Source organism: Quatrionicoccus australiensis, from assembly GCF_020510525.1.
GTDB lineage: Bacteria > Pseudomonadota > Gammaproteobacteria > Burkholderiales > Rhodocyclaceae > Azonexus > Azonexus australiensis_B.
The window spans coordinates 753,100-776,058 of record NZ_CP075188.1; the positions used below are offsets into that span (position 1 = coordinate 753,100).

The 22,959-nt window shown below is 62.4% G+C and carries 23 protein-coding genes; 5 read left to right on the forward strand and 18 right to left on the reverse strand.

Annotated features, from left to right (window positions below; genetic code table 11):
• Window positions 1-4: 4 nt before the first annotated feature.
• From ypfJ to KI612_RS03710, 6 genes are read right to left on the reverse strand one after another with little or no spacing between them, the layout of a single operon-like run.
• The gene (gene ypfJ, locus KI612_RS03685; RefSeq protein WP_226442488.1) at window positions 5-871 is read right to left on the reverse strand and encodes a KPN_02809 family neutral zinc metallopeptidase; all 867 of its coding nucleotides are present in this window, start codon (window positions 869-871) and stop codon (window positions 5-7) included.
• Between the two features lie 18 nt (window positions 872-889).
• Window positions 890-1,519 carry a flavin reductase family protein gene (locus KI612_RS03690; RefSeq protein WP_226442489.1) on the reverse strand — a complete coding sequence of 210 codons (630 nt, stop codon included), beginning with the start codon at window positions 1,517-1,519 and terminating at the stop codon, window positions 890-892.
• A gap of 11 nt (window positions 1,520-1,530) precedes the next feature.
• Window positions 1,531-2,343, reverse strand: coding sequence for an orotidine-5'-phosphate decarboxylase (gene pyrF / locus KI612_RS03695; RefSeq protein ID WP_226442490.1), 813 nt, complete (start codon window positions 2,341-2,343; stop codon window positions 1,531-1,533).
• Window positions 2,340-3,521: an Eco57I restriction-modification methylase domain-containing protein gene (locus KI612_RS03700; protein WP_226442491.1), complete on the reverse strand. Its 1,182-nt coding sequence runs from the start codon at window positions 3,519-3,521 to the stop codon at window positions 2,340-2,342. The genes pyrF and KI612_RS03700 overlap by 4 nt, the downstream gene beginning before the upstream one ends.
• A complete protein-coding gene (locus KI612_RS03705; protein WP_226442492.1) occupies window positions 3,518-3,724 on the reverse strand; it encodes a hypothetical protein in 207 nt (68 codons plus the stop codon). The genes KI612_RS03700 and KI612_RS03705 overlap by 4 nt, the downstream gene beginning before the upstream one ends.
• Window positions 3,725-3,727: 3 nt before the next feature.
• Window positions 3,728-5,533: a glutamine--tRNA ligase/YqeY domain fusion protein gene (locus KI612_RS03710; RefSeq protein ID WP_226442493.1), complete on the reverse strand. Its 1,806-nt coding sequence runs from the start codon at window positions 5,531-5,533 to the stop codon at window positions 3,728-3,730.
• Window positions 5,534-5,783: 250 nt separating this feature from the next.
• Here KI612_RS03710 and KI612_RS03715 point away from each other — a divergent pair, with 250 nt between their 5' ends.
• A complete protein-coding gene (locus KI612_RS03715; RefSeq protein ID WP_226442494.1) occupies window positions 5,784-6,059 on the forward strand; it encodes a hypothetical protein in 276 nt (91 codons plus the stop codon).
• Window positions 6,060-6,108: 49 nt separating this feature from the next.
• On the opposite strand, the gene KI612_RS03720 is transcribed toward KI612_RS03715, so the two are convergent.
• From KI612_RS03720 to trhA, 5 genes are all read right to left on the reverse strand, one after another.
• Window positions 6,109-6,546 (reverse strand): ankyrin repeat domain-containing protein, encoded by a 438-nt coding sequence (locus tag KI612_RS03720; protein ID WP_226442495.1) that lies wholly within the window; start codon window positions 6,544-6,546, stop codon window positions 6,109-6,111.
• Window positions 6,543-8,165, reverse strand: a complete 1,623-nt coding sequence (locus tag KI612_RS03725) for a nitroreductase family protein (RefSeq protein WP_226442496.1) — start codon at window positions 8,163-8,165, stop codon at window positions 6,543-6,545. The genes KI612_RS03720 and KI612_RS03725 overlap by 4 nt, the downstream gene beginning before the upstream one ends.
• A 171-nt stretch (window positions 8,166-8,336) precedes the next feature.
• The gene (locus tag KI612_RS03730) at window positions 8,337-8,597 is read right to left on the reverse strand and encodes a hypothetical protein (RefSeq protein ID WP_226442497.1); all 261 of its coding nucleotides are present in this window, start codon (window positions 8,595-8,597) and stop codon (window positions 8,337-8,339) included.
• Between the two features lie 173 nt (window positions 8,598-8,770).
• Entirely contained in the window at window positions 8,771-9,388 is a 618-nt protein-coding gene (locus KI612_RS03735; protein WP_226442498.1) for a DUF1294 domain-containing protein, read from the reverse strand.
• Between the two features lie 40 nt (window positions 9,389-9,428).
• Window positions 9,429-10,046 carry a PAQR family membrane homeostasis protein TrhA gene (gene trhA / locus KI612_RS03740; RefSeq protein WP_226442499.1) on the reverse strand — a complete coding sequence of 206 codons (618 nt, stop codon included), beginning with the start codon at window positions 10,044-10,046 and terminating at the stop codon, window positions 9,429-9,431.
• Window positions 10,047-10,318: 272 nt separating this feature from the next.
• Here trhA and hrpA point away from each other — a divergent pair, with 272 nt between their 5' ends.
• From hrpA to KI612_RS03755, 3 genes are read left to right on the forward strand one after another with little or no spacing between them, the layout of a single operon-like run.
• Window positions 10,319-14,197 (forward strand): ATP-dependent RNA helicase HrpA, encoded by a 3,879-nt coding sequence (hrpA, locus tag KI612_RS03745; RefSeq protein ID WP_226444133.1) that lies wholly within the window; start codon window positions 10,319-10,321, stop codon window positions 14,195-14,197.
• Window positions 14,190-14,924, forward strand: coding sequence for an EI24 domain-containing protein (locus KI612_RS03750; RefSeq protein WP_226442500.1), 735 nt, complete (start codon window positions 14,190-14,192; stop codon window positions 14,922-14,924). The genes hrpA and KI612_RS03750 overlap by 8 nt, the downstream gene beginning before the upstream one ends.
• Window positions 14,921-15,685, forward strand: coding sequence for a competence/damage-inducible protein A (locus KI612_RS03755; protein WP_226442501.1), 765 nt, complete (start codon window positions 14,921-14,923; stop codon window positions 15,683-15,685). Before KI612_RS03750 ends, KI612_RS03755 begins: the two co-directional genes overlap by 4 nt.
• Before the next feature lie 72 nt (window positions 15,686-15,757).
• On the opposite strand, the gene KI612_RS03760 is transcribed toward KI612_RS03755, so the two are convergent.
• From KI612_RS03760 to KI612_RS03780, 5 genes are all read right to left on the reverse strand, one after another.
• Window positions 15,758-16,324: a phasin family protein gene (locus tag KI612_RS03760; protein WP_226442502.1), complete on the reverse strand. Its 567-nt coding sequence runs from the start codon at window positions 16,322-16,324 to the stop codon at window positions 15,758-15,760.
• Between the two features lie 76 nt (window positions 16,325-16,400).
• Window positions 16,401-16,961, reverse strand: coding sequence for a phasin family protein (locus KI612_RS03765; RefSeq protein WP_226442503.1), 561 nt, complete (start codon window positions 16,959-16,961; stop codon window positions 16,401-16,403).
• Window positions 16,962-17,186: 225 nt separating this feature from the next.
• Window positions 17,187-17,789: a lipopolysaccharide transport periplasmic protein LptA gene (gene lptA / locus KI612_RS03770; RefSeq protein ID WP_226442504.1), complete on the reverse strand. Its 603-nt coding sequence runs from the start codon at window positions 17,787-17,789 to the stop codon at window positions 17,187-17,189.
• Window positions 17,786-18,376: an LPS export ABC transporter periplasmic protein LptC gene (lptC, locus tag KI612_RS03775; RefSeq protein ID WP_226442505.1), complete on the reverse strand. Its 591-nt coding sequence runs from the start codon at window positions 18,374-18,376 to the stop codon at window positions 17,786-17,788. Before lptC ends, lptA begins: the two co-directional genes overlap by 4 nt.
• Before the next feature lie 37 nt (window positions 18,377-18,413).
• Window positions 18,414-19,412: a KpsF/GutQ family sugar-phosphate isomerase gene (locus tag KI612_RS03780; protein ID WP_226442506.1), complete on the reverse strand. Its 999-nt coding sequence runs from the start codon at window positions 19,410-19,412 to the stop codon at window positions 18,414-18,416.
• Between the two features lie 52 nt (window positions 19,413-19,464).
• Here KI612_RS03780 and KI612_RS03785 point away from each other — a divergent pair, with 52 nt between their 5' ends.
• Entirely contained in the window at window positions 19,465-21,444 is a 1,980-nt protein-coding gene (locus KI612_RS03785; RefSeq protein ID WP_226442507.1) for a monovalent cation:proton antiporter family protein, read from the forward strand.
• Between the two features lie 12 nt (window positions 21,445-21,456).
• Here KI612_RS03785 and KI612_RS03790 read toward each other — a convergent pair whose 3' ends face one another.
• Together KI612_RS03790 and KI612_RS03795 are read right to left on the reverse strand one after the other, a co-directional pair.
• A complete protein-coding gene (locus KI612_RS03790) occupies window positions 21,457-22,095 on the reverse strand; it encodes a prepilin-type N-terminal cleavage/methylation domain-containing protein (protein ID WP_226442508.1) in 639 nt (212 codons plus the stop codon).
• Between the two features lie 111 nt (window positions 22,096-22,206).
• Entirely contained in the window at window positions 22,207-22,953 is a 747-nt protein-coding gene (locus KI612_RS03795) for a type II secretion system protein (RefSeq protein WP_226442509.1), read from the reverse strand.
• Window positions 22,954-22,959 lie beyond the last annotated feature (6 nt).

Sequence of the window (22,959 nt, forward strand, 5' to 3'; positions counted from 1 at the left end):
TGGCCTAGAGCGGGTTGGCCTTGAAGGTATTGCACTGGTTCATGTCGCCGCTTTCGAAGCCGCGCCGGAACCAGCGTACGCGCTGCTCGGAGCTGCCGTGCGTAAAGCTTTCCGGGACGATGCGACCTTGTGCCTGCTGTTGCAGGCGGTCGTCGCCGATCGCCGAGGCGGCGGTCAGGGCGGCTTCGAGATCGCCCGGTTCGAGGACGTTTTTCATGGTGTCGGTGCGCTTGCCCCAGACGCCGGCCAGGCAGTCGGCCTGCAGTTCCATGCGTACCGACAGGGCATTCGCCTCGACCTTGCCGGCGCGCTGCTGGGCGTTGTGCACCTTGTCGGCAATGCCGAGCAGGTTCTGCACGTGATGGCCGACTTCATGCGCAATCACGTAAGCCTGGGCGAACTCGCCCGGTGCGTGGAAGCGGGTTTTCAGTTCCTGGTAGAAGGCGAGGTCGATATAGACCTTGTGGTCGCCCGGACAGTAGAACGGGCCCATCGCGGTCTGGCCGGTGCCGCAGGCGGTCGGTGTGGCGCCCGAGAAGAGAACCAGTTTCGGCTGTTCGTACTGGCGGCCGTTGGCGCGGAAAACATCCGTCCAGGTATCTTCGGTCGAGGCGAGCACCTTGGAGACGAAGCGTGCCATCTGGTCGTCGGCCGGCGGTCGGTGGGCGGCCGGGGCGCTTTGCTCGATGGCCGGCATGCCGCCGCCACTGAGCAGGTTGAGCACGGTCATCGGGTTGATGCCGAGGAAGTAGCTGGCGACCAGTGCGATGGCGATGCTGCCCAGGCCGAGACGGCCGCCGCCGAAGCTCAGGCCGCCGCCACCGCGCCGGTCTTCAATATTGTCACTTTCCCGTTGATCGTCGAGACGCATGGTGAATTCCTCGGTAGCTCAGGTATTGATCACTGGGCGGGGCAGGGAGAAACGATTGGCGGTATCAGCGTAAGCGTCGCCGCCGAGCTTGCCGATCGAGTCCAGCTTGGCCGGATCAGGCATGCCATTCGTGAGCACAGCATCGTCAACATGTACATGCAGCACGTCAAGCAGGGCCACATGGCTGCTGCCGGGGCCGTCGCCGAGCGGAATGAGTTGGCGCAGGCGGGATTCGAAACGCACTGGCGAAGCCGCCACGCCGGGCGATGCAACTTGCCGGCTGGGGGTGGTCGCAATGGACAGGGCATCGATTTCACTGATCTCCGGCGGGTAGTCGCCGCAGGTTTGGTTCATCTGTGCGGCCAGTGCTTCGGTGACGATGTTGATGACACATTCGCCGGTTTCACGCAGATTGCGTAGCGTGTCCTTTTCCGGCGACAAACCGCTGTCGGAGCGGCGCCAGGTGATGGTCACGCTGAGTACCGGAGGGTTGATGCAGGCAACGGTGAAAAAGGAAAAGGGGGCGAGATTGGTTTTGCCGGCAGCACTTTGGCTGCTGATCCAGGCAATTGGACGCGGCTGGATGGCAGCTGTGCTCAGCAGGTAAAAAACCGGCATCGGTGGTGTCTGGCTGAGATCGTATTCCATGGGCGGTCTGCTTAGCGGTAAAGATTGATCGCGTCGCGGGTTTGCTGCGCGACGACACGAGAGGCGGCGGCGAAGTTCTCGTCCTTGCCGGCATAGAGAATGGCGCGCGAGGAATTGATCATCAGGCCGGTGCCGTTGGCGGTGCGGCCGGCGCGCACGGTGGCTTCGATGTCGCCGCCCTGGGCGCCGATGCCGGGCACGAGCAGCGGCATGTCGCCGACGATTTCGCGGACGCGGGCGATTTCGGCCGGGAAGGTGGCGCCGACGACCAGCGCGCACTGGCCGGTCGTGTCCCAGGTGTGGGAAGTCAGGCGGGCGACGCGCTCGTAGAGCTTTTCACCGCCGACATCGAGGAATTGCAGGTCGGAGCCGCCGGCATTCGAGGTACGGCAGAGCAGGATGACGCCCTTTTTCTGGTAAGCCAGGTAAGGATCGACGGAATCGCGGCCCATGTAGGGGTTGACCGTCACGGCATCGGCCTGGAAACGCTCGAAGGCTTCAATGGCGTATTGCTCGGCGGTCGAGCCGATGTCGCCGCGCTTGGCGTCGAGAATGACCGGGATGCCGGGGTGCTTGGCGTGGATGTGGGCGATCAGCGCTTCAAGCTGGTCTTCGGCGCGATGCGCGGCGAAGTAGGCGATCTGCGGCTTGAAGGCGCAGACCAGATCGGCGGTGGCATCGACGATGTCGGCGCAGAAGGCGAAGATCGCATCGTCGCGGCCGTGCAGGTGGGTCGGGAACTTGGCCGGATCGGGGTCGAGGCCGACGCAGAGCAGGGAATTGTTCTTTTGCCAGGCGGCGGCAAGCATCTGGATGAAGGTCATGGGGCGTCCTTGGGCTTTGCAGACGGGAGGTAACGGGAGAATTTTTCCGGCAGCAGGCAGTTCTGCAGGCTGCGCTGGGTGAAGATGAAGCGGCCGTCGCAGACGAAACCGAGCTGCTGCCAGTCCACTTCCTTGTTGAGCATCATCGTGCATTCGATCAGGTCGCGCCGGCTGATCCGCTGGTTTTTCGGAAACAGGGCGAGGATGGAGCCGTCGAAGCTGTTGCAGTCGTGCAGGAAGAAGGGCTCGGGCTTGCGCGTGCGGCCATTGACGTAGATGCGCGGGTGCTCGCTGATCGGGAAGGCGCGGCCCCACTGCCACCAGTTGCTTTCGTCGAAAACCTTGACGCGGCGGGCGAGCAGCTCGGCCTTGTGCTTGTCGAGATGCGGGTGCTTGATGCCGTAGAGCATGCGGCGGGTGGCGCCGGTTTCGACGGTTTTCGAATACACGAATTCCATGTTGCCCTTGGCGTGCGTGTAGATCTGGTCGGCCCCGGAGACGGCGCCGACCTTGACCGCGAAGACGTCGGCAAAGCGCACGCTGTGATCGTCGCGCAGGAACATCAGCTGGCCGTCGGCCTCGACGCAGCGGCGGCCGTCTTCCATGCGGCGGTCCATGCGGCCCTTCTCGAAGCGGAAGATGGCGCAGTTCGGGGTGTGTTCGTCGAAGACGCGGACATCGCCGGTCTCATAGAAGTGCGTGATGCTGCCCTGCGCGTACAGCCAGGCATTGAGCTTCTTGGCGGCGGTCAGTTTGATGAATTCGCGCGGCACGATGAAGACCAGTTCGCCGCCCGGCTTCAGGTGGCGGATGCATTTCTCGATGAAGAACAGGAAGAGGTTGCTGCGCCCGTCGAACAGTTCGGATTTGAGCTTTTTCTTGGTGTCGACCGCTACGTCCTGATAGCGGACATAGGGCGGGTTGCCGACGATGCTGTCGAACAGCTCGTCCTGCGGGTAGTCGAAGAAATCGCAGACACGGGCGCCGGGCGGCGCGACGCGCGCATCGACCTCGATGCCGACGCAATCGGCCTGGCGCGCCTGCAATTCCTTGAAAAAGGCGCCGTCGCCGGCCGAGGGCTCGAGTATGCGGCCCCGGTTGCGGCAAAGCTTGAGCATGAAGTCCACGACCTTGGGCGGCGTGAATACCTGGCCGAGCTGGGCGACGTCGCGGCTCATTCCGGCTTGTTATCCGGGGTGGCGGGCGGACAGGCGTCGGCTGCGCGCGCCTTCTTTTCCCAGTAGCGCGTGTTCTTGCTCTCGTCGGCGAAGCGGAAGCGGCCGTACAGCTCGCAACCCTTCATGCCCGGATCGCACGGCAGGTTGTTGATCTTCGTGCAGCGATCAGCAACCTCGTGCGGACAACCCCAGCCGCCGGCCATGCCTTAGCCCGCCTTGCCCCAGGAGTCCTTGAGCGTGACGGCGCGGTTGAATACCGGCCGGCCGTCCTGCGAGTCGACGCGGTCGGCGACGAAGTAGCCGTGCCGTTCGAACTGGAAGCGCTCTTCCGGCTTGGCATCGCGCAGGCTGGGTTCGAGCTGGGCGGTGATGGTCTGGCGCGAGGCGGGATTGAGGTCGTCGAGGAAATCGCGCTCCAGTTCCGGGGCGTCGCCTTCGCGGCGGGCGCCGGGGGCGGGCACGGAGAACAGGCGCTCGAACAGGCGTACCTCGGCGGCGTAGGACTGGGCAGCCGACACCCAGTGCAGGTTGCCCTTGACCTTGACGCTGTCGGCGCCCGGCGTGCCGGACTTGGTTTCGGGCAAATAATTGCAGTGGACCGCCACGACCTTGCCGTTTTCATCCTTGTCGCAACCAGTGCATTCGACGACGTAACCGTAGCGCAGGCGCGCCATGTTGCCGGGAAAGAGGCGGCGGAAGCCCTTGCTCGGGACTTCCATGAAGTCCTCGCCCTCGATCCACAGCTCGCGGCTGAACGGAATCGAACGCTGGCCGAGTTCCGGGTGCAGCGGGTGGTTCGGCGCGAAGCATTCCTCGACCTGGCCTTCCGGATAGTTATCGATGATCAGCTTGACCGGATCGAGCACGGCGATGCGGCGCTGGTCGGATTCGTTCATGACTTCGCGCATCGCATCTTCGAACAGCACGTAGTCGATCAGCGAGTCGTTTTTCGAGACGCCGATGCGCTCGGCAAAGAGGCGGAAACCGGCAGCCGAATAGCCGCGGCGGCGAGCGCCGACCAGGGTCGGCATGCGCGGGTCGTCCCAGCCGGAAACATGCTTCTCTTCAACCAGCTGGATCAGCTTGCGCTTGGAGAGCACGACATAGGTCAGGTTGAGGCGCGAGAACTCGATCTGCTGCGGTAGCGGCCGTTGCAGCAGGCCGGCTTCGGCGAGGCGTTCGAGCAGCCAGTCGTAAAACGGGCGCTGGTCTTCGAATTCCAGCGTACAGATCGAATGCGTGATGTTTTCCAGCGCATCCTCGATCGGATGGGCGAAGGTGTACATCGGATACACGCAGTACTTGTCGCCGGTGTTGTGGTGCGTTGCGTGGCGGATGCGGTAGATGGCCGGGTCGCGCAGGTTGATGTTGGGCGAGGCCATGTCGATTTTGGCGCGCAGGATGTGTTGACCGTCGGCGAACTCGCCGGCCTGCATGCGTTTGAACAGATCCATATTTTCCGCAACCGAACGGTCGCGGAACGGCGAATTCTTGCCCGGCTGGGTCAGCGTGCCGCGATTGGCGCGCATCTCGTCGGCCGACTGGCTATCGACATAGGCGTGGCCGGCGGTAATCAAGGCTTCGGCCGATTGCAGCATCCAGTCGAAATAGTTCGAGGCGTAGTAGAGGTTGGTTTCGCCATCCTTCTCCCACGAGCAACCCAGCCATTTGACGGCATCGATGATGGAATCGACGTATTCCTGGTCTTCCTTCTCCGGATTGGTGTCGTCAAAGCGCAGGTGGCAGCGGCCACCGTATTGCTCGGCGAGGCCAAAGTTGAGCAGGATGGACTTGGCGTGGCCGAAGTGCAGGTAGCCGTTCGGCTCGGGCGGGAAGCGGGTACGCAGCTTGGCCGCGTCGAGCGGGGCGGCAGCATGGTCGGCGGCGGTGCCGGGCTGGCCGGCCCAGTGGCGCTGCGCGTGTTTGCCGGCAGCGAGGTCGGCCTCGACGATGTTCTTGATGAAATTGGCGGCGGGAGCCGGGGTGTTGGCGGGCTGATTCGGGCTGCTCACGGGAAAACCTCTGATTTCAATCCCGCTATTTTAACCGGCAGCGGCCGCCTGACCGCGAAAAAAAGCCCCGCCGCAGCGGGGCTGGTTCCATTTTCAGATCCGGAAGCGTTCGGTTGCCGTTTTCAGGGCTTGTGCCGATCATGGCTGCGAGATATTTCGGCTGGCGCGTTCCGGCGGGAGGTTCTGCAATCAAACTGCAACAAAAACTTCAGAGAATGGCCGCTCCGAATTCATCCCGATGGAGATCCCCATGCGTTCCCTGTTTCTGGTTGGCCTTTCTGCCCTGACCCTTGCCGCCTGCGCCAGCTCGGCTCCCGCTCCTGAAAAAGCAGCAGCCTCCATGCCTGCTCCCGCCGTCGCTGCCGCACCGGCACCGGCCAAGAAGGCACCGCAGTGTTACTCCGGTGATCACGGCAAGTTCTTCGATCTGGGTGCGCGCACCTCGATTTCCGGTGTTGACGTTGTTTGCCAGGCAACCAGCGATGGCAAGGGTGGGCAATGGATGGGCGCCAAGGCCAAGCACTGATCTGCTTCCGTCTCTCGCCAGGCCACCTTTCCGGTGGCCTTTTTCATTTTCAGCGGGCCGTCTTGAGCAATTGCAGGCAGGTGCGCGAGGCGGCCAGGTCGAGCGCACTGAAATCGTCGAAATTCTTCAAGGCCGGATTGGCGCCCTTGTCGAGCAGCAGTTTGACGAGATCTGGCTTGCTGTTCGAGGCGACGTACATCAGACAGCTTGCGCCGTTGCCGTTCTGGTTATCGATATCGACGCCGGCCGCGAGCAGGCGTTCGATCAGGGCATGGTCGCCGTTGTAGCAGGCCAGCCAGAGGGCGTTGCAACCGTCGGCATTGCGCGCATTGAGCTCGGCGCCAAGTGCGAGCAACTGTTCGACGATGTCCAGGCGGCCGAGTTTGGCGGCGCGCATCAAGGGCGTGAAGCGGCCGTCGGCCGATGCGGCATTGATGTCGCCGGCAAAGCCGTGCTCGGCGAGAAAGGCGCTCAGTTCGGGCGTCATGCGGGTTCCTTGCAACGTTGGGGATAGGGTGGCCCGGTTTCGATGCGGGCATCGTTGACCGGCAGGCCGACCGTGAAGTGATAAACGCTCTGGTAGCGCGTGGCGTCCACGCCGAACAATTCATGCACCGGGTCGTCGAAGAAGCAGCCGATGCCGGTGCCGCGCACGCCGACGGCTTCCGCTTCGAGATAGAGCGCCTGGCCGACCAGCCCGGCCTCGCGCAGCAATTCGCGGTAGCCGTGGGCGTCGACCGTGGCGGCGGCGAATTCGCCGAGCATGCCGAGCGAAAAGGCGCTGGTCGCGGCGATGTCCTGGTGGCAGGAGAGTGAGCGGGCCAGTCTTTGCAGTTCCTGCAGGTCGGCGGTGCACAGCTGGATCAGGCCGAGATGCTGCGGGCAGTTGGCATCGAATTCGGCAACCGGACGCTGTTGCGCAAAGCGGGCCTCGGCCGGTGCGAGCGCGGCGGGCAGGGTGCCGGCGGCCGCCGGTGTGCGTGGCAGCAGGTAGAGGCCGCTGGCCAGGCCATCGACACGCAGCACGAAGAGCAGCAGGTGGATGCGGCTCGGCGCTTCCTGCGCCAGCCAGGGGGCCTGCGGGCGCGGCAGGACGCCGTCGAGCAGGCGGTAGAAGGCAGTCTTGCCCAGGCTGTGTTTGGGATCAAAGCGCTGCGCACTGCGTCGTTGCCGGATCAGCGCCGCGGCGCCGAGCGGAGCTGGCGGCGGCGCGAGTGGCGGCAGCGGGGAAAATGCCACTTTTTGCGTGGTCGACCGCTGCGCCCGGCTGGCGCTGGCGGCCTGGTCGATGGCCGGCCAGCGATAGCCGGGGGCGGCATCAATGCGGCTCGGCGTGCCGTGCCAACTGGCGTCGCGCAGCCAGCCGATCAGTTCGTCGCCGGCCGGCGGCAGTTGCAGGCCGGGGGCGCGCAGGGCGACGAGAATCTCCGGCTCTTCGCGTTCGGTAAAGGCGTAGCGCGAAGGCGGGAAGTCTTCCGGACGATCCAGCCCGAGGCAGTGCTGCAAGGTGCTCGCATCGACAGCGAGCGGCACCACTTCCCAGCCGAGCAGCGCCGCCGCGTAGCCGAGGGCGCCGAGCGCATGCCCGACGTCGAGCTGGCAGTAGCGGAAGGCGCGTTCGCCGTATTTCCAGGCTTCGCGCCACATGATGCTGGACAGGCCGACGGCCAGCCAGGGCTTGTCCCCGGTCGCAACAGCGGCACGGCCTTCGAGGGCGTGATTTTCCGGATCGTAGTGCTGCACGCCGGCCGGTATGCCGGGCAGGCCGGCGCTCAGCACATAGGCTTCAACCGGGTGCAGGTTGCCCGACGAAGGATTGCAGCGTAGTGCCCAGCGGTTCGGCCCCCAGCTTTTCCAGGCGGAGAGGCCGAAGGAAAGTTCGAGCAGGGCACCCAGGCTGGCAAGATCCGGGGTGATTTGCTTTTCGGGTTTTTCCGGCAGTCGACCGTATGGACGTTCGAAGCGGTCGGCGCTGAGCGGCAGTTCGAGCACCGGCGCGCCCGGATAGTGACGAAAGGCTGCCGGCTGGGCATCCCAGTCGAGCTGGCCGGGGCCTTCGGCGTAGGCGGCGAAGCGATGCTTGCTGCGCGCGTGGTAGGCACGCACGACGTCTTGTGGGGTATCCGACACGGTCAGCTGGCTTTCTCAATGATCAATTCGGGGGCGGCGGCGCGTGGCCTGTCGCAAGCATGCGCGGCGAGAGGCCGTGCATGAAAACAACGCGCCGCCTGCACTCAGTGCTGCCAACCGGATCGCAGGAAGTCTCCGGCGCCCTGCTCAGGCAGCGACTTTCTCGATTTGTTCCGGTGCCAGGCCGGCCTGGGTGATCAGGCTGCCTTCGCTGGTGTTCCACCAGACGACGACCCAGGCGGTGCCGTCCGGGTCGATGCGCTCGACCTCGCAGCGCGAGCCGACCATGTTCATGAACATGTCGAGGTCGTCTTCATCGAGGTCGGGGTCAGGCGTGATGTCGAGAATGCGGATCTTGTCGCCGGGGGCGACGCTCAGGCCCTTGCAGTCGATAGTGGTGGCGCTCATGGCAGACTCCGTTGGCAATGTGTTCCGGGTTCGCGGGCGTGTCGCAAAGTCGACAGGGCCGGCCGGGTTTCCTGTAATGTGCAACAGGCGTGCCAGGGCGATCTTGCGCTCGAGGCTGCGCATGCTGGCGTCGATTGCCGTACGCAAATCAACGCCGCCCCTGCTTCCTTGTCTCAGCCTATGCCGAGCGCGGCGCGCAGCGTTTTGCCGCCGGGGGTCAGCAGGAGTATCAGCATGCCGCTGTTGAGCAGGACGCTTGTCCAGAATGTCGCAAGAAATGCGCTCTTGCCCGATTTGTGACGCAGGCGGTGTTGCGCCAGCAGCGCGCCCGGCCAGCCGCCGATCAGGGCCAGCAGGTGCAGGGTGCTTTCCCTGATGCGCCAGCGCTGGGCGCGGGCGGCCGATTTGTCGTGGGCGTAGACGCCGAAGGTGAGGAGACTGGCAGCGAAATACAGGGCGGCCAGAAGGCCTGGCAGCTTGCCCGCCCAGGCCGACAGCGCAACAAAAGTCAGGAAGCCGCTGGCGAGGATGGGCGGCAGGGGGCTCGGGCCGGTCGACCAGCTATTTCGGGCAGATTTCCGGCCGTCGACGAAGTCGACCGCTGCGGCCCGCGCTCGACCGCGCTCGTCGCGGCTCAGTTCGTAGGTCACGATCTGCTCGAGTGCCGGCCGTTGCCGGCGACTGACGAAAGACTTGATATGGACGAAGACCTTGTCGCCGCCGATGTTCGGCGTGATGAAGCCGTAACCCTGGTCATCCTTCCAGGCGGTGATTTTTCCCTGATAACGCATGCATGCCGGTTGTGCTTAAGTGCCGCTCATTGTCCTTGATTCACAGGACGTAAAACAGGACTGCAATGAAATGCGCCAGGCTGCCGGCAATCACGAACAGGTGCCAGATGCCGTGCCAGTGCCGGAAGCGCTCGTCGAAGGCGAAAAAGATGATGCCCACGGTGTAGAAAACCCCGCCGGCGGCCAGCCAGGCAAAGCCGGCGAAGCCGAGGGTGGCGAGCAGCGGCTTGACGGCGACGAGAACGATCCAGCCCATCACGGCATAAATGACCAGCGACATGACGCGCGCTTCCGAGCGCGGCTTGATCTCCTGCAACATGCCGATCACGGCCAGAGACCACACCACGCCGAACAATGACCAGCCCCACGGGCCGCGCAGGCTGATCAGGCAGAACGGCGTGTAGCTGCCGGCGATCAACAGGTAGATCGACAGGTGATCGAGCTTGCGCAGGATGGTTTTCACCCGGCCGCGCACGCTGTGGTAAATGGTTGAAATGCTGTACAGCACGACCAGCGTGCTGCCGTATATCGCGGCGCTGACCACCTTCCAGGCATCGCCACTGGCCGCCGCCAGGACGACCAGCCAGATTGCACCAGTGGCAGCGAGCAGGGCGCCGATCAGGTGAGTCCAGGCGTTGAAACGTTCTCCGTAGTACATGGCGGCCCTTTCTTGCAGGCAGCGAAATGATCCGGACATACTAGTCCCGATTGTGCTTTGGCTGCGTTGCAACTCTGTAACGCCTTGTGTCTTTCATGGCTTAAGGCCCCGATTTGCTGCAAAATTCGCCGCTTAACTTTTGCAGGAAAAGGATGGCGCCGAAATCTGGCGCGATCTGGAAGATGGCACAGAACAACGAACAGAAACGATCCCGGTCGGAGAACAACGAGCGCCTGCTCTGCCTGAGCGCCGATTACGGCCGCTTGCGCGGCATGCAGCGCAATCTTTTGCGGTCGACCGGTGAAAAACGGGCAAAACTGCAGGCCGATTTTGCCGCCCTGCTGGAAAAGTCGCGCGCCGGGCTGGAAAAGCGTCAGGCCAGCCTGCCCAAACCCGAGTTCCAGGCCGATCTGCCGGTCAACGAGCGGCGCGAGGAAATCGCGGCGCTGATCAAAAAGCATCAGGTCGTCATCGTCTGCGGCGAAACCGGTTCCGGCAAGACGACGCAGTTGCCGAAAATCTGTCTCGAACTGGGCCGCGGCGGCGCCGGGCTGATCGGCCACACGCAGCCGCGCCGGCTGGCGGCGCGTTCGGTCGCGACACGGCTGGCGCAGGAGCTGAAGACGCAGGTCGGAACGGGCGTCGGCGTGAAAATCCGCTTTCAGGACAAGTCGACCGCCGACAGCTGGGTCAAGCTGATGACCGACGGCATCCTGCTCGCCGAGTCGCAATCCGACCCTTATCTCTCGGCCTACGACACGATCATCATCGACGAGGCGCACGAGCGCAGCCTGAATATCGACTTCCTGCTCGGCTACCTCAAGCAGTTGCTGCCCAAGCGCCCGGACCTGAAAGTCATCATTACCTCGGCGACCATCGATGCCGAGCGCTTTTCGCAGCATTTCAGCGGTGCACCGGTGATCGAAGTGTCGGGCCGGCTTTACCCGGTCGACGTGCGTTACCGGCCAGTCACCGATCTTGAGAAGGATGATGACGAGCGCGATCTCTACGACGCCATCGTCGATGCCGCCGACGAGTTGTCGCGCCTGGGTTCCGGCGACATCCTCGTCTTCCTGCCCGGCGAGCGGGAAATCCGCGAGGCGGCGGAAGCGCTGCGCAAGCACGCGCTGGCGCGGCCTGGCCTGTCGACGGCGCATGCGCCGGAAATCCTGCCGCTCTTCTCGCGCCTGTCGGCCGGTGAGCAGGACCGCATTTTCAAGCCCTCGGGCAACCAGCGGCGCATCGTGCTCGCCACCAACGTCGCCGAAACCTCGCTCACCGTGCCGGGCATCCGCTACGTCATCGACACCGGCCTGGCGCGCGTCAAGCGCTACTCCTACCGCAACAAGGTCGAGCAGCTGCAGATCGAGAAGATTTCGCAGGCCGCGGCCCGCCAACGTGCCGGGCGTTGCGGCCGGGTGGCGGCCGGCGTCTGCATCCGCCTGTACGACGAGCTGGATTTCAACGCGCGGCCGCCGTTCACCGATCCGGAAATCCTGCGCTCTTCGCTGGCCGGCGTCATCCTGCGCATGAAGTCGCTGAAGCTGACCGATGTCGAGAGCTTTCCCTTCCTCGAACCGCCGCCGGCCAAGGCCATTGCCGACGGCTACGCGCTGTTGCAGGAACTCGGCGGGCTCGACGAGGAAAATCGTTTAACGAAGGTCGGCGACGCGCTGGCCCGTTTGCCGCTCGACCCGCGCATCGGCCGCATGCTGGTCGCGGCGCGCGATCTCGGTTGTCTGAAGGAAGTCATGGTCATCGCCGCCGGCCTGTCCACGCAGGACCCGCGTGAGAGGCCGCAGGAGCGTCAACAGGCGGCGGACGAGAAGCACAAGCTGTTTGCCGATGAGAAATCGGAATTCCTCAGCTGGTGGAAGCTGTGGAACTGGTTCCAGAACGCCGTCGAGCACAAGAAGTCGAACAAGCAACTGGTCGATACCTGTCACGCGCATTTCCTGTCCTACCTGCGCCTGCGCGAATGGCGCGAGGTGCATAGCCAGCTGCATTCGATGATCGGCGAGCTGGCGGCCAAGGACGGCGGCTGGAAGGAAAGCGAGATTCCCGGCACCTACGAAGCCATCCACCAGGCGCTGCTCTCCGGCCTGTTGGGGAATATCGGCTGCAAGGCCGATGAATCCGGCTATTACCTCGGCGCGCGCGGCATCCGCTACCTGATCCACCCGTCGTCGCCGCTGCAAAAGAAGGCCGGCAAGTGGATCATGGCGGCCGAGATCACCGAGACGACGCGCCTGTTCGGGCGCTGTGTCGCTCGCATCGAGGATGGCTGGATCGAGAAAGTGGGCGCTCACCTCATCAAGCGCCAGTATTTCGACGCGCACTGGGAAAAACGCTCGATGCAGGTGGCCGGCTGGGAGCGCACGACGCTCTACGGTATCGTCATCAATCCCAAGCGGCGCATCCATTACGGCCCGCTGGCGCCGGCCGAGGCGCGCGAAATCTTCATCCGCCAGGGCCTGGTCGGCGAGGAAATCGACGAGGCCTACGCCAAGCGCTGGCCCTTCTACCAGCACAACCAGAAGCAGATCCGCGACATCGAGCATCTCGAGCACAAGCAACGCCGCCAGGACGTGCTGGTCGACGACGAGCTGATCTTTGCCTTCTACGACTCGATCATTCCCGAAGGCATCCACAACGGCGCGACTTTCGATCACTGGCGCAAGGAGGCTGAGCGAGACAACCCGAAGCTGCTCTTCCTCGCCAAGGACGACCTGATGCGCCACTCGGCGGCCGGCGTGACGACCGAGGCGTTTCCGCATCATCTCAAGCTGGGCGGCGTCGAATACGCGCTCACCTACCATTTCGAGCCCGGCTCGCCGCGCGACGGCGTCACCCTGACCCTGCCGCTCGCCCAGTTGAACCAGATTCCGGCCGGTCGCATGGAATGGCTGGTGCCCGGCCTGCTCAAGGAAAAGCTGGTGCAGCTGATCAAGACGCTGCCGCAGCGCATCCGCGCCAAGCTGGTGCCGGTGCCCGATTTTGTCGAGGAATTCATCGCGGCGACGGCCGGCAACGACCGCAAAATGGCTCAGGGCCTGATCGCACCGCTCATCGACTACATCCTCGAAGCGCGCGGCCTGAACGCGCGCGGCTGGGCGGTGACGCCCGATGCTTTCCGGCCCGATGCGCTGCCCGCCCATTTCTCGATGAACTACAAGCTGATCGACGAACACGGCCGCCAGCTCGACATGAGCCGCAGCCTGGTGCAACTGCGCGCCGACTGGGGGCGCGAAGCGAAGCAGGAATTCGCCGAGCTGCACGAAACGCCGTCCGAATTCACCAAGCTGACCGACTGGACTTTCGGCGAATTGCCGGAACTCATGGAAGTGCCGGTCGCCGGGCAGACCGTGCTCGGCTATCCGGGGCTCAGCGACGACGGCGAAACGGTCAGCCTCAAGGTATTCGATTCGCCCGAGGAAGCGGCCGAAGCGCATCGCGTCGGTCTGCTGCGCCTGTTCATGCTGCAGTTCAAGGAGCAGGTGAAGTACTTCGACAAGAACGTGCCCGGCCTGACCCAGATGGCCATGCAATACATGGCCTTGGGCAGCAGCGACGACCTGAAGAACCAGATCGTCGCCCTGACCTTCGAGCGCGCCTGCCTGACCGAGCCGCTGCCGACGACGCCGGATGCCTTCAAGAGCCGCTGCGGCGACAGCAAGGCGCGCCTTGGTCTGGTCATGCAGGAAGTCTGTCGCCTGGTCGGCACGGTACTCACCGAATGGCAGGCGGTCGTCAAGAAACTGCCGGCCTTCAAGGCGCATGCCGCGGCAACGCAGGATATCGAGGCCCAGTTGAAGCGCCTGATGGGCAAGAACTTCGTGTCCGACACGCCTTTCGAGCGCCTGGCGCATTACCCGCGTTACCTCAAGGGCATCCAGGTCCGTCTCGACAAGCTGAAGTCCAATCCGGCGCGCGATACGCAACTGATGGCCGATTACGCGCCGCTATGGACCAACTACGAACGCCGCGCCATCCAGCTCGCCAAGCAGGGCACGTTCGATCCGCAGATCGATCAGTTCCGCTGGCTGCTTGAGGAGTTGCGCATCAGCCTGTTCGCGCAGGAACTCAAGACGCCGGTGCCGATGTCGGTCAAACGTCTGCAAAAGCAATGGGAAGGGATTCAATATGGCTGAGGTAATGCTTGCCCTGATGCGCACGCTGGCCAGCCTGCGCGACGGCCGGGTCTGGCGCTACCTGCTGTTGCCGGCGCTGTTCTCGCTGCTGCTGTGGATCGCACTGGCTTTCTGGGGGCTGGGTGCGCTGGTCGACTGGCTGCTCGGCCATCCGCCGATGACCCTCCTGATCGGCTGGGGCGTCGCCTGGTTGGCCTACATCCTGGCCTACCTCGGTGGCTGGATGGCGATCTTCGCCTGTGCCTACCTGACCGCGTCGCTGCTCACCGCGCTCTTCGTCATGCCCTTGCTGCTCAAGCACCTGGCCGCAACCGAATATCGCGACGTGGCGGCGATGGGCAAGGACAGTTTTGTCGCCGCAGCGGTCAACAGCATTTTTGCCTCGATTTTGTTCGTGGCCGGCTGGTTCCTGACCCTGCCGCTGTGGATCGTGCCGGGCCTGTCCTTGTTGCTGCCGATGCTGCTGATGGCCTGGCTGAACCGGCGGACCTTTGCCTACGATGCGCTGTCCATGCATGCCACGGAAGAGGAGTGGCGAAGCATGCGCCGGCAAGCGGGAGCGCCGCTGTTCATGCTCGGCCTGATCATGGCGCTGCTCGCCCATGTGCCGGTGATCGGCCTGCTGGTGCCGACGCTGGCGGCGTTGTCATTTGTTCATTTCGGACTGGAAAGCCTGCGCCGCTCGCGCGGTGGGGCCGTCGTCACCATAGAAGGAGAAAGACTGTGAGTAGAACTTTTGGCGCCGTCATCATTGGCGACGAGATCCTGTCCGGCAAACGCCAGGACAAGCATTTCGAGAAAATTGCCGGCATGCTCGGCGTACGTGGCCTGCGCCTGTCCTGGGTCGAGTATCTGGGCGATGACCGCGAGCGTTTGGCGGCGACCTTCAAACGCACGATGGCGGCCGGTGACGTGGTGTTTTCCTGCGGCGGTATCGGCAATACGCCGGACGACCATACGCGGCAGGCCGTGGCGCTGGCGCTGGGTGTCGATCTCGAACTGCACCCGCAAGGTTTCGAGGAGCTGAAGGTGCGTTTCGCCAATGAGGAAATCACCGACAAGCGCAAGCTGCTGGTGACCTTCCCGCAAGGCGTCAACATCATTCCCAACCCGTTCAACCGCATTCCCGGCTTCATGGCCAATGATCATTATTTCGTGCCGGGTTTCCCGCAGATGGCGCACCCGATGATCGAATGGGCGCTCGATACTTTCTACCGTGACGAGTTCAAGGCAGTCGGCGGCATGGTCGAGAAGGCCTTCCTGCTGACCGGGCCGACCGCCTACGAAAGCGCGCTGCTCGACCTGATGGAGCGCATCGTCAAGGATTACCCGAGCCTGCGCCTGTTCTCGCTGCCTTCCTTGAACGGCCAGGAGCGCCGCCATCTCGAACTGGGCGTCGAAGGCGAGCCGGCTTTGGTCGATCAGGCGATGGAGGAAATCCGTCAGGAGGTCGAAAAGCGCGGCATCACCTGGGTGTGGCGCGCCTGAGTCGTCCGTAGCGGTAAACGTAAAAAACCCGGCCATTTTGCCGGGTTTTTCATGTGCAGCGGAAGGTGCCGATTACTTGGCGGCGGTCTTCTTGGCAGCGGCGCTGGTAGCGCTGGTGGTCTTGGCCGTGGTCTTGGCGGCAACCTGCATGTTGGCTTCGGCGATGTCGGCCAGTTGCTTGGCCATGCCGGTCATGTTGCCGAAAGCCTTGGTCGAGGCGTCGAGCATGGATTGCATCGTGGCGGCGAACACTTCACCACCGACCGGAGCCGAGCTCTTGGCCTTGGCAACGGCGCTGCTGGCGTTCTTGCTGAAGGTGCTGTACTGGGCTTCCATGACCGAAGTGACTTCCTTCTGCATTTCGGCAACCAGATCGTAAACATTGCGCGAGTAGTCCATCCACTTGTCGACGCCCGGCTTGGCGAGTTCGCTGTTCAGCTTGGCGACTTCGCTGGCATCCTTGGCTGCCATCAGCTGCTGGGTGCTGGCGACGGTGTTGTTGAATAACTCGCGGGTGGCGGCCAGGTTGAGGGCGGTCAGACGCTCGACGCCATTGAAGGCGGTGCGTACGAGGGCCATCATCACTTCCGCGTTGGCTTTTTGTGCGGCAGTCAGTTGTTCAATATTCGGGTTGCTCATCATCATCTCCAGTCAGTTTTGGTCAGTGTGGATGAAACAAAGCCCCCGCCCTGAGGCGGGGGCCTTTTGAAGCTGATTACTTCTTCTTGCTGGCAGCGGCGGAAGCGCCAACAGCCTTGACCGTTGCGTTGGTTGCAGCAGCAACGTTGGCTTCGGTGATTTCAGCAACTTGCTTGGCAGCCTTGTTCAGGTTGTCGAAAGCAGAGTTGGCAGCAGCGATGGCAGACTTGACGGCAGCAACGGCAACGTCAGAACCGGCCGGGGCAGACTTGGCAGCCTTGTCGAGCAGGTCGGCGACTTGCTTCTGGAAACCGCCGAACTGGCCTTCCAGGGTCTTCGACAGTTCTTCTTGAGCCTGGGCAGAGATTTCATAGACAGAACGCGAGTAGGCAACGGCCTTTTCAACGTTCGGCTGGGCCAGGGAGGCCTGGATGGAGATGGCTTCTTGCACGTCCTTGGCGCCGAGCAGGGCCTTGGTGCCGGAAACGGAATCTTCCAGAACCGAACGGGCGGCGTTCAGGTTCAGGGCAGCGATGCGCTCGGCCGAAGCCAGGGCGGTGTTGGCCAGGGACAGCAGGGAATCAACAGCGGTCTTGTTGGCGGAAGCGAACTGCTCGGGGGTGTTGAAGAAAGTCATGGGTATATCTCCTGGAAAATGTTGCGAACTTTGGGAACAATTTTGCGGTGCGGTGTCTGATGTTGCACTGCACCATGTCTCGAATTATAGAAGTGATTGTTGCATTGTCAACAATTATTTTGTGCGGTGCACCAACGGCTCGCAATCACTTTTAAATCAGTTCGTTAAGTTGTTTCCGAAGGCTTGTCTGATGCGGCTTTCGACGGAATTTGACGAGTCGATGCACTATTCGCGTGCAGGCGTGTCGGTCAAGCCGCCTGCACCCTTCAATTCAAGGCGTTCGCCGCGGCCAGCCGGTTGCATTGGCTGGCTTCCCTTGCTCTTCGGCTGAATGACGGCGCGTACCCGGGCCGGCGGACCTTTCGGATCGCGCGTTTCACCGGCAGTGACGAGATATTTCTCGCTGACCGCGTCGTACCAGATGTAGTCGCCACGTACCTGATCCTCGCCGCTCTTCACCCAGGCGCGGTGGAAGAATTCGGCAATCTCGCTATTGGTGTTGTATTCGATGCGTTCGGCTTCACCATCAGTGAACTCGTCGCGCCCTTCGCGTTTCTGGCGGAAACGGGCCAGACCGTTCTTGCCGCCGAAGGCTGCGCCTTTCTGGAAGCCGTACTGGTCTTCGGTAATCACCACCCGGTCAGCCTTGAGAATCATCGTTCCCTTGATGATCACGACGTCGCCTTCAAGAATCTGGATCTTCTTGGCATCGTCAATGGAAATGCGGTTGGCTTCGAGTTGCATCGGCTTGTCGCGGTCGGCCTTTTCGGCAAAGGCGCTCGACGCGGCGAACAGGCAGAGGGTGAGAGTGGCGAGACGAAGGTTCATGGCGTAGCCCTGGGTCGGATGTACAGGCCGGTAACCTGTGATTGCAGCACGAAGGTGGAGGCGTTGTTGTCCAGCTGCGCCCCAACCCCCTTGATCCAGGACTGGCCCTGGGTGATTTCAACCGGACTGTTGGTGAACGCCGTGCCGGCGTCCGGGTTTGCGGTCAGGTCGGGCATGCGTGCCACCATTTCGGCCCGGTCGGCCCGGTCGGGCAGGGCGGCGCGAGTCACGCTGACATTGTCGCGCAGGAAGATGGTTTCACCCTTGGCGGTGACCGTCGCCCGGTCGCTGGTCACGGTGACCGGTGGCGAGTCCGGGCGGAAACTGATCAGGGTGGGCGACTTCAGTTCCGAGCTGTCGTCGTCGCCGTAATGGACGAGGTAGGGCGAGGTCAGACGGTATTTGACCTTGCCGGTGTTGTCGAAGCGGCGCACGACAAAGTTCTCGGCATAGGCATCCGGGTCGTGACGCAACTTGGCGCTGGGCTTCGGCTCCTCCCGGTCGACTGCTCTTTGCAGCCAGAAACTGAACCCTGCCAGCAGAGCCAGCAGAATGACGGGGATGACTTGGCTGGGCCAGTTTTTCATTGCGTTTCGAGATTGGTGGCGCGGGCTTGGGTATTCATCAGATGACCTTGGCCGTGAACAGGTCATGCATGTTGAGGGCGCCAACCAGGCAGCCATCAGTATCGACGACGAGCAGGGCGTTGATGTGCAGGCGCTCCATCATCTCGACGGCTTCGACGGCGAGGCGGTCGGGGCTGATGCTGCGCGGCGCCGGATGCATTACCGAGGCGATGTTGCCTTGCTGCAGGTCGAGACGTTTTTCGAAGGCGCGGCGCAGGTCGCCGTCGGTGAAGATGCCAAGTGCCTTGCCAGCTGTATCCGTGATGACAACCAGGCCCAGACCGCCGCGCGACATGGCGATGATCGCATCGGTGATGCCGGTTTCCGGCCCCACGCTGGGTACTTGCTCACCGGCGCGCATCACGTCGCGGACGTGGGTCAGCAGGCGCCGGCCAAGCGAGCCACCCGGGTGCGAACGGGCGAAATCTTCCGGGCTGAAGCCGCGGGCGTCGAGCAAGGCAACAGCCAGGGCATCGCCAAGTGCCAGCGCAGCCGTGGTGCTGGCAGTCGGGGCCAGATTGTGCGGGCAGGCTTCCTGGGCGACACCGGCATCGAGGTGAATGTCGGCTTCGCGGGCCAGGGTGGAGGTCGGCACACCGGTCATCGAAATCAGGCGGGCGCCGGAACGCTTGACCAGCGGCACAATGCGCAGCAGCTCTTCCGATTCTCCGGAGTTGGACAGGGCAAGCAGCACGTCCTCTCGCGTAATCATGCCGAGGTCGCCGTGGCTGGCTTCGCCCGGATGAACGAAGTAGGCAGGGGTGCCAGTGCTGGCCATGGTCGCCGCGATCTTGCGCGCGATATGGCCGGATTTGCCCATGCCGCTGACAATCAGGCGGCCCTTGCTGGCAAGAATCAGTTCGACCGCTTTTGCGAAGTCGTCGTTTATCCGGTTTTTCAGGGCGTCGACCGCTGCCGCTTCAATGCTCAGGGTCTGGCGACCCAGTTCCAGAGCGCGTTCCGGTGAAAATCGAGAGGCTGTTTGGCTTGGGTTCATGGGCTGGCTGCGGTTATGATGGCCGAAGTATACCTGAATCGCGAAAACGGCCTTGAGCGCACTCTCCCTTATCCTCCTGCTGCTTGGTGCATCGGTCCTGGCCGTGATCGTCTTTCGCCGCTTCAACCTGCCGCCGGTGCTCGGCTATCTGCTGGTCGGCAGCATCATCGGGCCGCATGCGCTGAATCTGTTGCGCGATGTGCATCGCGCTGAATATCTGGGTGAATTCGGGGTCGTCTTCCTGATGTTCTCGATTGGCCTGGAATTCTCGCTGCCCAAGCTCTATGCCATGAAACGCATCGTGTTCGGCTTGGGCTTGCTGCAGGTGCTACTCAGTCTGGTATTGATTGCAGCGCTGGTCATGTTCTTCGGCGTGAATTGGCAGCTCGGCATTGCCCTGGGCAGCGTTTTTGCAATGTCATCGACGGCGGTCCTGACTAAGTTGCTTGCCGAGCGGATGCAGCTCGACTCTGCGCACGGGCGCGAAATCATGGGCGTCCTGCTCTTCCAGGATCTTGCCGTGGTGCCCTTGCTGGTCCTGATCCCTTCGCTGACCCAGCCGCCGGAAAAGCTCGCGATTCTGCTCGGTATCGCCTTGCTCAAGGCGGTCGTCGTCCTTGCCGTGATTCTGGTCTTTGGCCAGAAGCTGATGCGCAAATGGTTTTATTTCGTCGCCCGCGCCAAGTCATCCGAGGTGTTCGTCCTCAACGTGCTGCTGATCACGCTGGGGCTTGCCACCGTTACCGAGCTGGCCGGTCTGTCGCAGGCGCTGGGCGCCTTCGTCGCCGGCATGCTGATTTCCGAGACCGAATACCGCCTGCAGGTGGAAGAGGACATCAAGCCTTTTCGCGATGTGTTGATGGGGCTGTTCTTCGTCACCATCGGCGTCAAGCTCGATCTCAATATCGTTGTTGGTTTGTGGTGGCAGGTGCTGCTCGGCCTGGTCGCCCTGCTCGTCCTGAAAAGTGCGGTGGTCGGATTGCTCTCGTGGCGCCTGGGTTCGACGCCCGGCAATTCGATCCGTGCCGGTCTCTGGCTCTGTGCCGGTGGCGAATTCGGTTTCGTGCTGCTGGGCGAAATTGCTCATATACCGAAAGTCATCGAACAGCTGGCTCTGACCATTCTGGTGCTTTCCATGCTGGCTGCGCCGTTCGTCGTCCAGTACAGCGAGAAACTGGTCATGCGCTTCGTTGCCAGCGAATGGCTGTTGCGCTCGATGCAACTGACGCAAATTGCCGCACTATCCATGGGAACGGACAAGCACGCCATCCTCTGCGGCTTCGGTCGTAGCGGTCAGTATCTGGCACGTTTCCTGACCCAGGAAGGCATTCACTACATTGCGCTCGACCTCGACCCGGATCGCGTTCGCGAAGCCGCGGCGGGTGGGGAAACCGTGGTTTTTGGCGATGCCGGCCGCAAGGAGGCACTGATTGCCGCCGGCCTGATGCGGGCCAGTGTTGTCATCTTCACGATGAGCGACACGCCACTCGCTGAAAAGGTGTTGCACCACGTGCAAGAGTTGCGGCCCGATTTGCCGGTGATCGTTCGGACCTCGGACGAGCGCGACATGGGCCGTTTATCCAAGGCCGGTGCCGCCGAGGTTGTTCCGGAAACCCTGGAAGCCAGCCTGATGCTGGCCTCGCATGCGCTGGTTCTGGTGGGCGTGCCGCTTAATCGTGTTCTCAAGCGCATCCGGATTATCCGTAGCCAGCGCTATCGCCTGTTGCGCGGCTTCTATCGCGGGCTTTCCGACCGCGAGGAGGAAGACGAGCATCAGCCACGCCTGCATTCGATCTGGTTGACGCCGGGGGCTGCAGCCATTGGCCAAACCCTGGGCGAACTGGATCTGGAGAGCTTTGGTTGTGAAGTCAGTGCGATCCGGCGGCGTGGCATCCGCGCCGTCGAGCCCGCACCGGAAACGCGCCTGGAAGAAGGTGACGTCGTCGTCGTGCTGGGCGATCCGGAAATGGTCACTGCGGCCGAAGAGTGCCTGCTCAAAAATGAAAAAGCCCGCCGCAGCGGGCCACGCTAGGTGTTGCCGGTTTCAGAAGCCGAGGCAGACTGTGTAGAGTTTGCTGCTATCGAATGCAGTTGCGGCAGTTGTGCCGCCTGTTACTACAGCCCGTAATGAGCCGCCGTCTGCGCTGCCATCATCAATTGTAGTGTCCAGTTGTTGCGCCAATTTGCCGTTAATACCCCCACTACAGGCAAAATAAGTGCCGCTCAAGTTTGTGATTGGTGGTGTTCCCATCTGGATGCCAACACGTCCACCCTCTGCATTCGTCGGCAGGCTTGCCTTCGCACTGGTTGTGAAGTCAGTACTGCCGTTGGCGAGTCCGGCTAAACGGATGTGTTGCCAGAACAAGACGTTCTCGTTCTTGATGTCGTCTGCATCCCAGTTGCCTTCGATGCTGCCGTTGCCTGGCGTATGGGTGGTTAAGCTAGCCTTCGTACCTCCGGGCAGGTGGGTTGTTGCACTTATGTCATCCCCCGGCAGCGCCTTGAACTTGTCCTGATAGCCGTAAATGAAAAGCGGGATGGCACGCAGGTCGCCGGCCAGATTCTTGACCTTGGCGCTGTTGACCATTTCCTGCCCTTTAAGGACGCCACCGAGCAAAAGGCCGATAATGACCAGAACAATTGCTATTTCGATCAGGGTGAAACCACGTTGACTCCTTTGCATAATTTCCTCCGGTATTGATTGGCGGGAATATTCCCTTTGGAATTATACATATGGAATATTTTGTGGTTGTCTTGGTATTGTAAAAATCATGCAATTTGTATTTTTCAGGCGTCAAGGCAGGCGTCCTGCCGCAAACAGGCGACTGTAGAGAACATTGGACGAGAGCCAGAGCAGTTGGTCGTCAAATTGCCGTGGACTGCTACTGAATGTGCTTGCAACAAAAAGGCGGTCGCCGTTCTGGTTGGCTATTTCGTCCTTGTCAGTCGGTGTCTGACCGCCATTCTTGCCCAACGAAAAGATGATGGCGGCCGCATCCTTGGTGAGGGCCGTATCGCTGGCGCATTCGGCGCTGCCTGAGCTACCTGTGCTGTTGTTTGCGGTATTGCAGACGCGAAGGTCGGGGGCGGGCGTTACGTTGCTGTTCCACGCGTTACGCAGGCCATACCCGGTTGCCAGACAATGGCCTGTGCCGCATTCCGGGCTTTTGAAAGTTGAGATGGCATAGCGGATCGGATTTCCCCAGGGGTCAATGGCATAGCCTTGCGCGTTGACCGGCTGAATCCCCAATGTGACTGCGGGCAGGTAGCCATCCCAGGGATTGCTGCAGTCACCCCCTCCCTCCGGTGACTCAATGCCGCTTTTTCCCGGTGAGGCGGGGCAGGGCAGGCGATTCCGGGTGATTGCGAAGCCAAGCAGGGCCTCCCTCGCTTCATCCAGGCGCTGACGGGCTTCGAGATTGGCCGCGTTGTCCTGCTGGGCGGCAAAGTTGAGCATCAGGCCGCTTGCGAGCAGTGCAACAACGATCAGCACGATGCTCAGCTCGATCAGCGAAAATCCGTGGTTGTTGAATAGGCGCATCGGGCA

Coding starts and splice junctions, on each gene's coding strand:
- hrpA (WP_226444133.1), top strand. CDS start 10,319: ATGCAGCGCAATCTTTTGCGGTCGACCGGTGAAAAACGGGCAAAACTG.
- KI612_RS03705 (WP_226442492.1), bottom strand. CDS start 3,724: ATGGCCGGCGGCTGGGGTTGTCCGCACGAGGTTGCTGATCGCTGCACG.
- trhA (WP_226442499.1), bottom strand. CDS start 10,046: ATGTACTACGGAGAACGTTTCAACGCCTGGACTCACCTGATCGGCGCC.
- KI612_RS03735 (WP_226442498.1), bottom strand. CDS start 9,388: ATGCGTTATCAGGGAAAAATCACCGCCTGGAAGGATGACCAGGGTTAC.
- KI612_RS03715 (WP_226442494.1), top strand. CDS start 5,784: ATGCGTTCCCTGTTTCTGGTTGGCCTTTCTGCCCTGACCCTTGCCGCC.
- KI612_RS03760 (WP_226442502.1), bottom strand. CDS start 16,324: ATGAGCAACCCGAATATTGAACAACTGACTGCCGCACAAAAAGCCAAC.
- ypfJ (WP_226442488.1), bottom strand. CDS start 871: ATGCGTCTCGACGATCAACGGGAAAGTGACAATATTGAAGACCGGCGC.
- KI612_RS03780 (WP_226442506.1), bottom strand. CDS start 19,412: ATGAACCCAAGCCAAACAGCCTCTCGATTTTCACCGGAACGCGCTCTG.
- KI612_RS03720 (WP_226442495.1), bottom strand. CDS start 6,546: ATGACGCCCGAACTGAGCGCCTTTCTCGCCGAGCACGGCTTTGCCGGC.
- lptA (WP_226442504.1), bottom strand. CDS start 17,789: ATGAACCTTCGTCTCGCCACTCTCACCCTCTGCCTGTTCGCCGCGTCG.
- KI612_RS03765 (WP_226442503.1), bottom strand. CDS start 16,961: ATGACTTTCTTCAACACCCCCGAGCAGTTCGCTTCCGCCAACAAGACC.
- KI612_RS03795 (WP_226442509.1), bottom strand. CDS start 22,953: ATGCGCCTATTCAACAACCACGGATTTTCGCTGATCGAGCTGAGCATC.
- KI612_RS03750 (WP_226442500.1), top strand. CDS start 14,190: ATGGCTGAGGTAATGCTTGCCCTGATGCGCACGCTGGCCAGCCTGCGC.
- lptC (WP_226442505.1), bottom strand. CDS start 18,376: ATGAAAAACTGGCCCAGCCAAGTCATCCCCGTCATTCTGCTGGCTCTG.
- KI612_RS03690 (WP_226442489.1), bottom strand. CDS start 1,519: ATGGAATACGATCTCAGCCAGACACCACCGATGCCGGTTTTTTACCTG.
- KI612_RS03790 (WP_226442508.1), bottom strand. CDS start 22,095: ATGCAAAGGAGTCAACGTGGTTTCACCCTGATCGAAATAGCAATTGTT.
- KI612_RS03730 (WP_226442497.1), bottom strand. CDS start 8,597: ATGAGCGCCACCACTATCGACTGCAAGGGCCTGAGCGTCGCCCCCGGC.
- pyrF (WP_226442490.1), bottom strand. CDS start 2,343: ATGACCTTCATCCAGATGCTTGCCGCCGCCTGGCAAAAGAACAATTCC.
- KI612_RS03700 (WP_226442491.1), bottom strand. CDS start 3,521: ATGAGCCGCGACGTCGCCCAGCTCGGCCAGGTATTCACGCCGCCCAAG.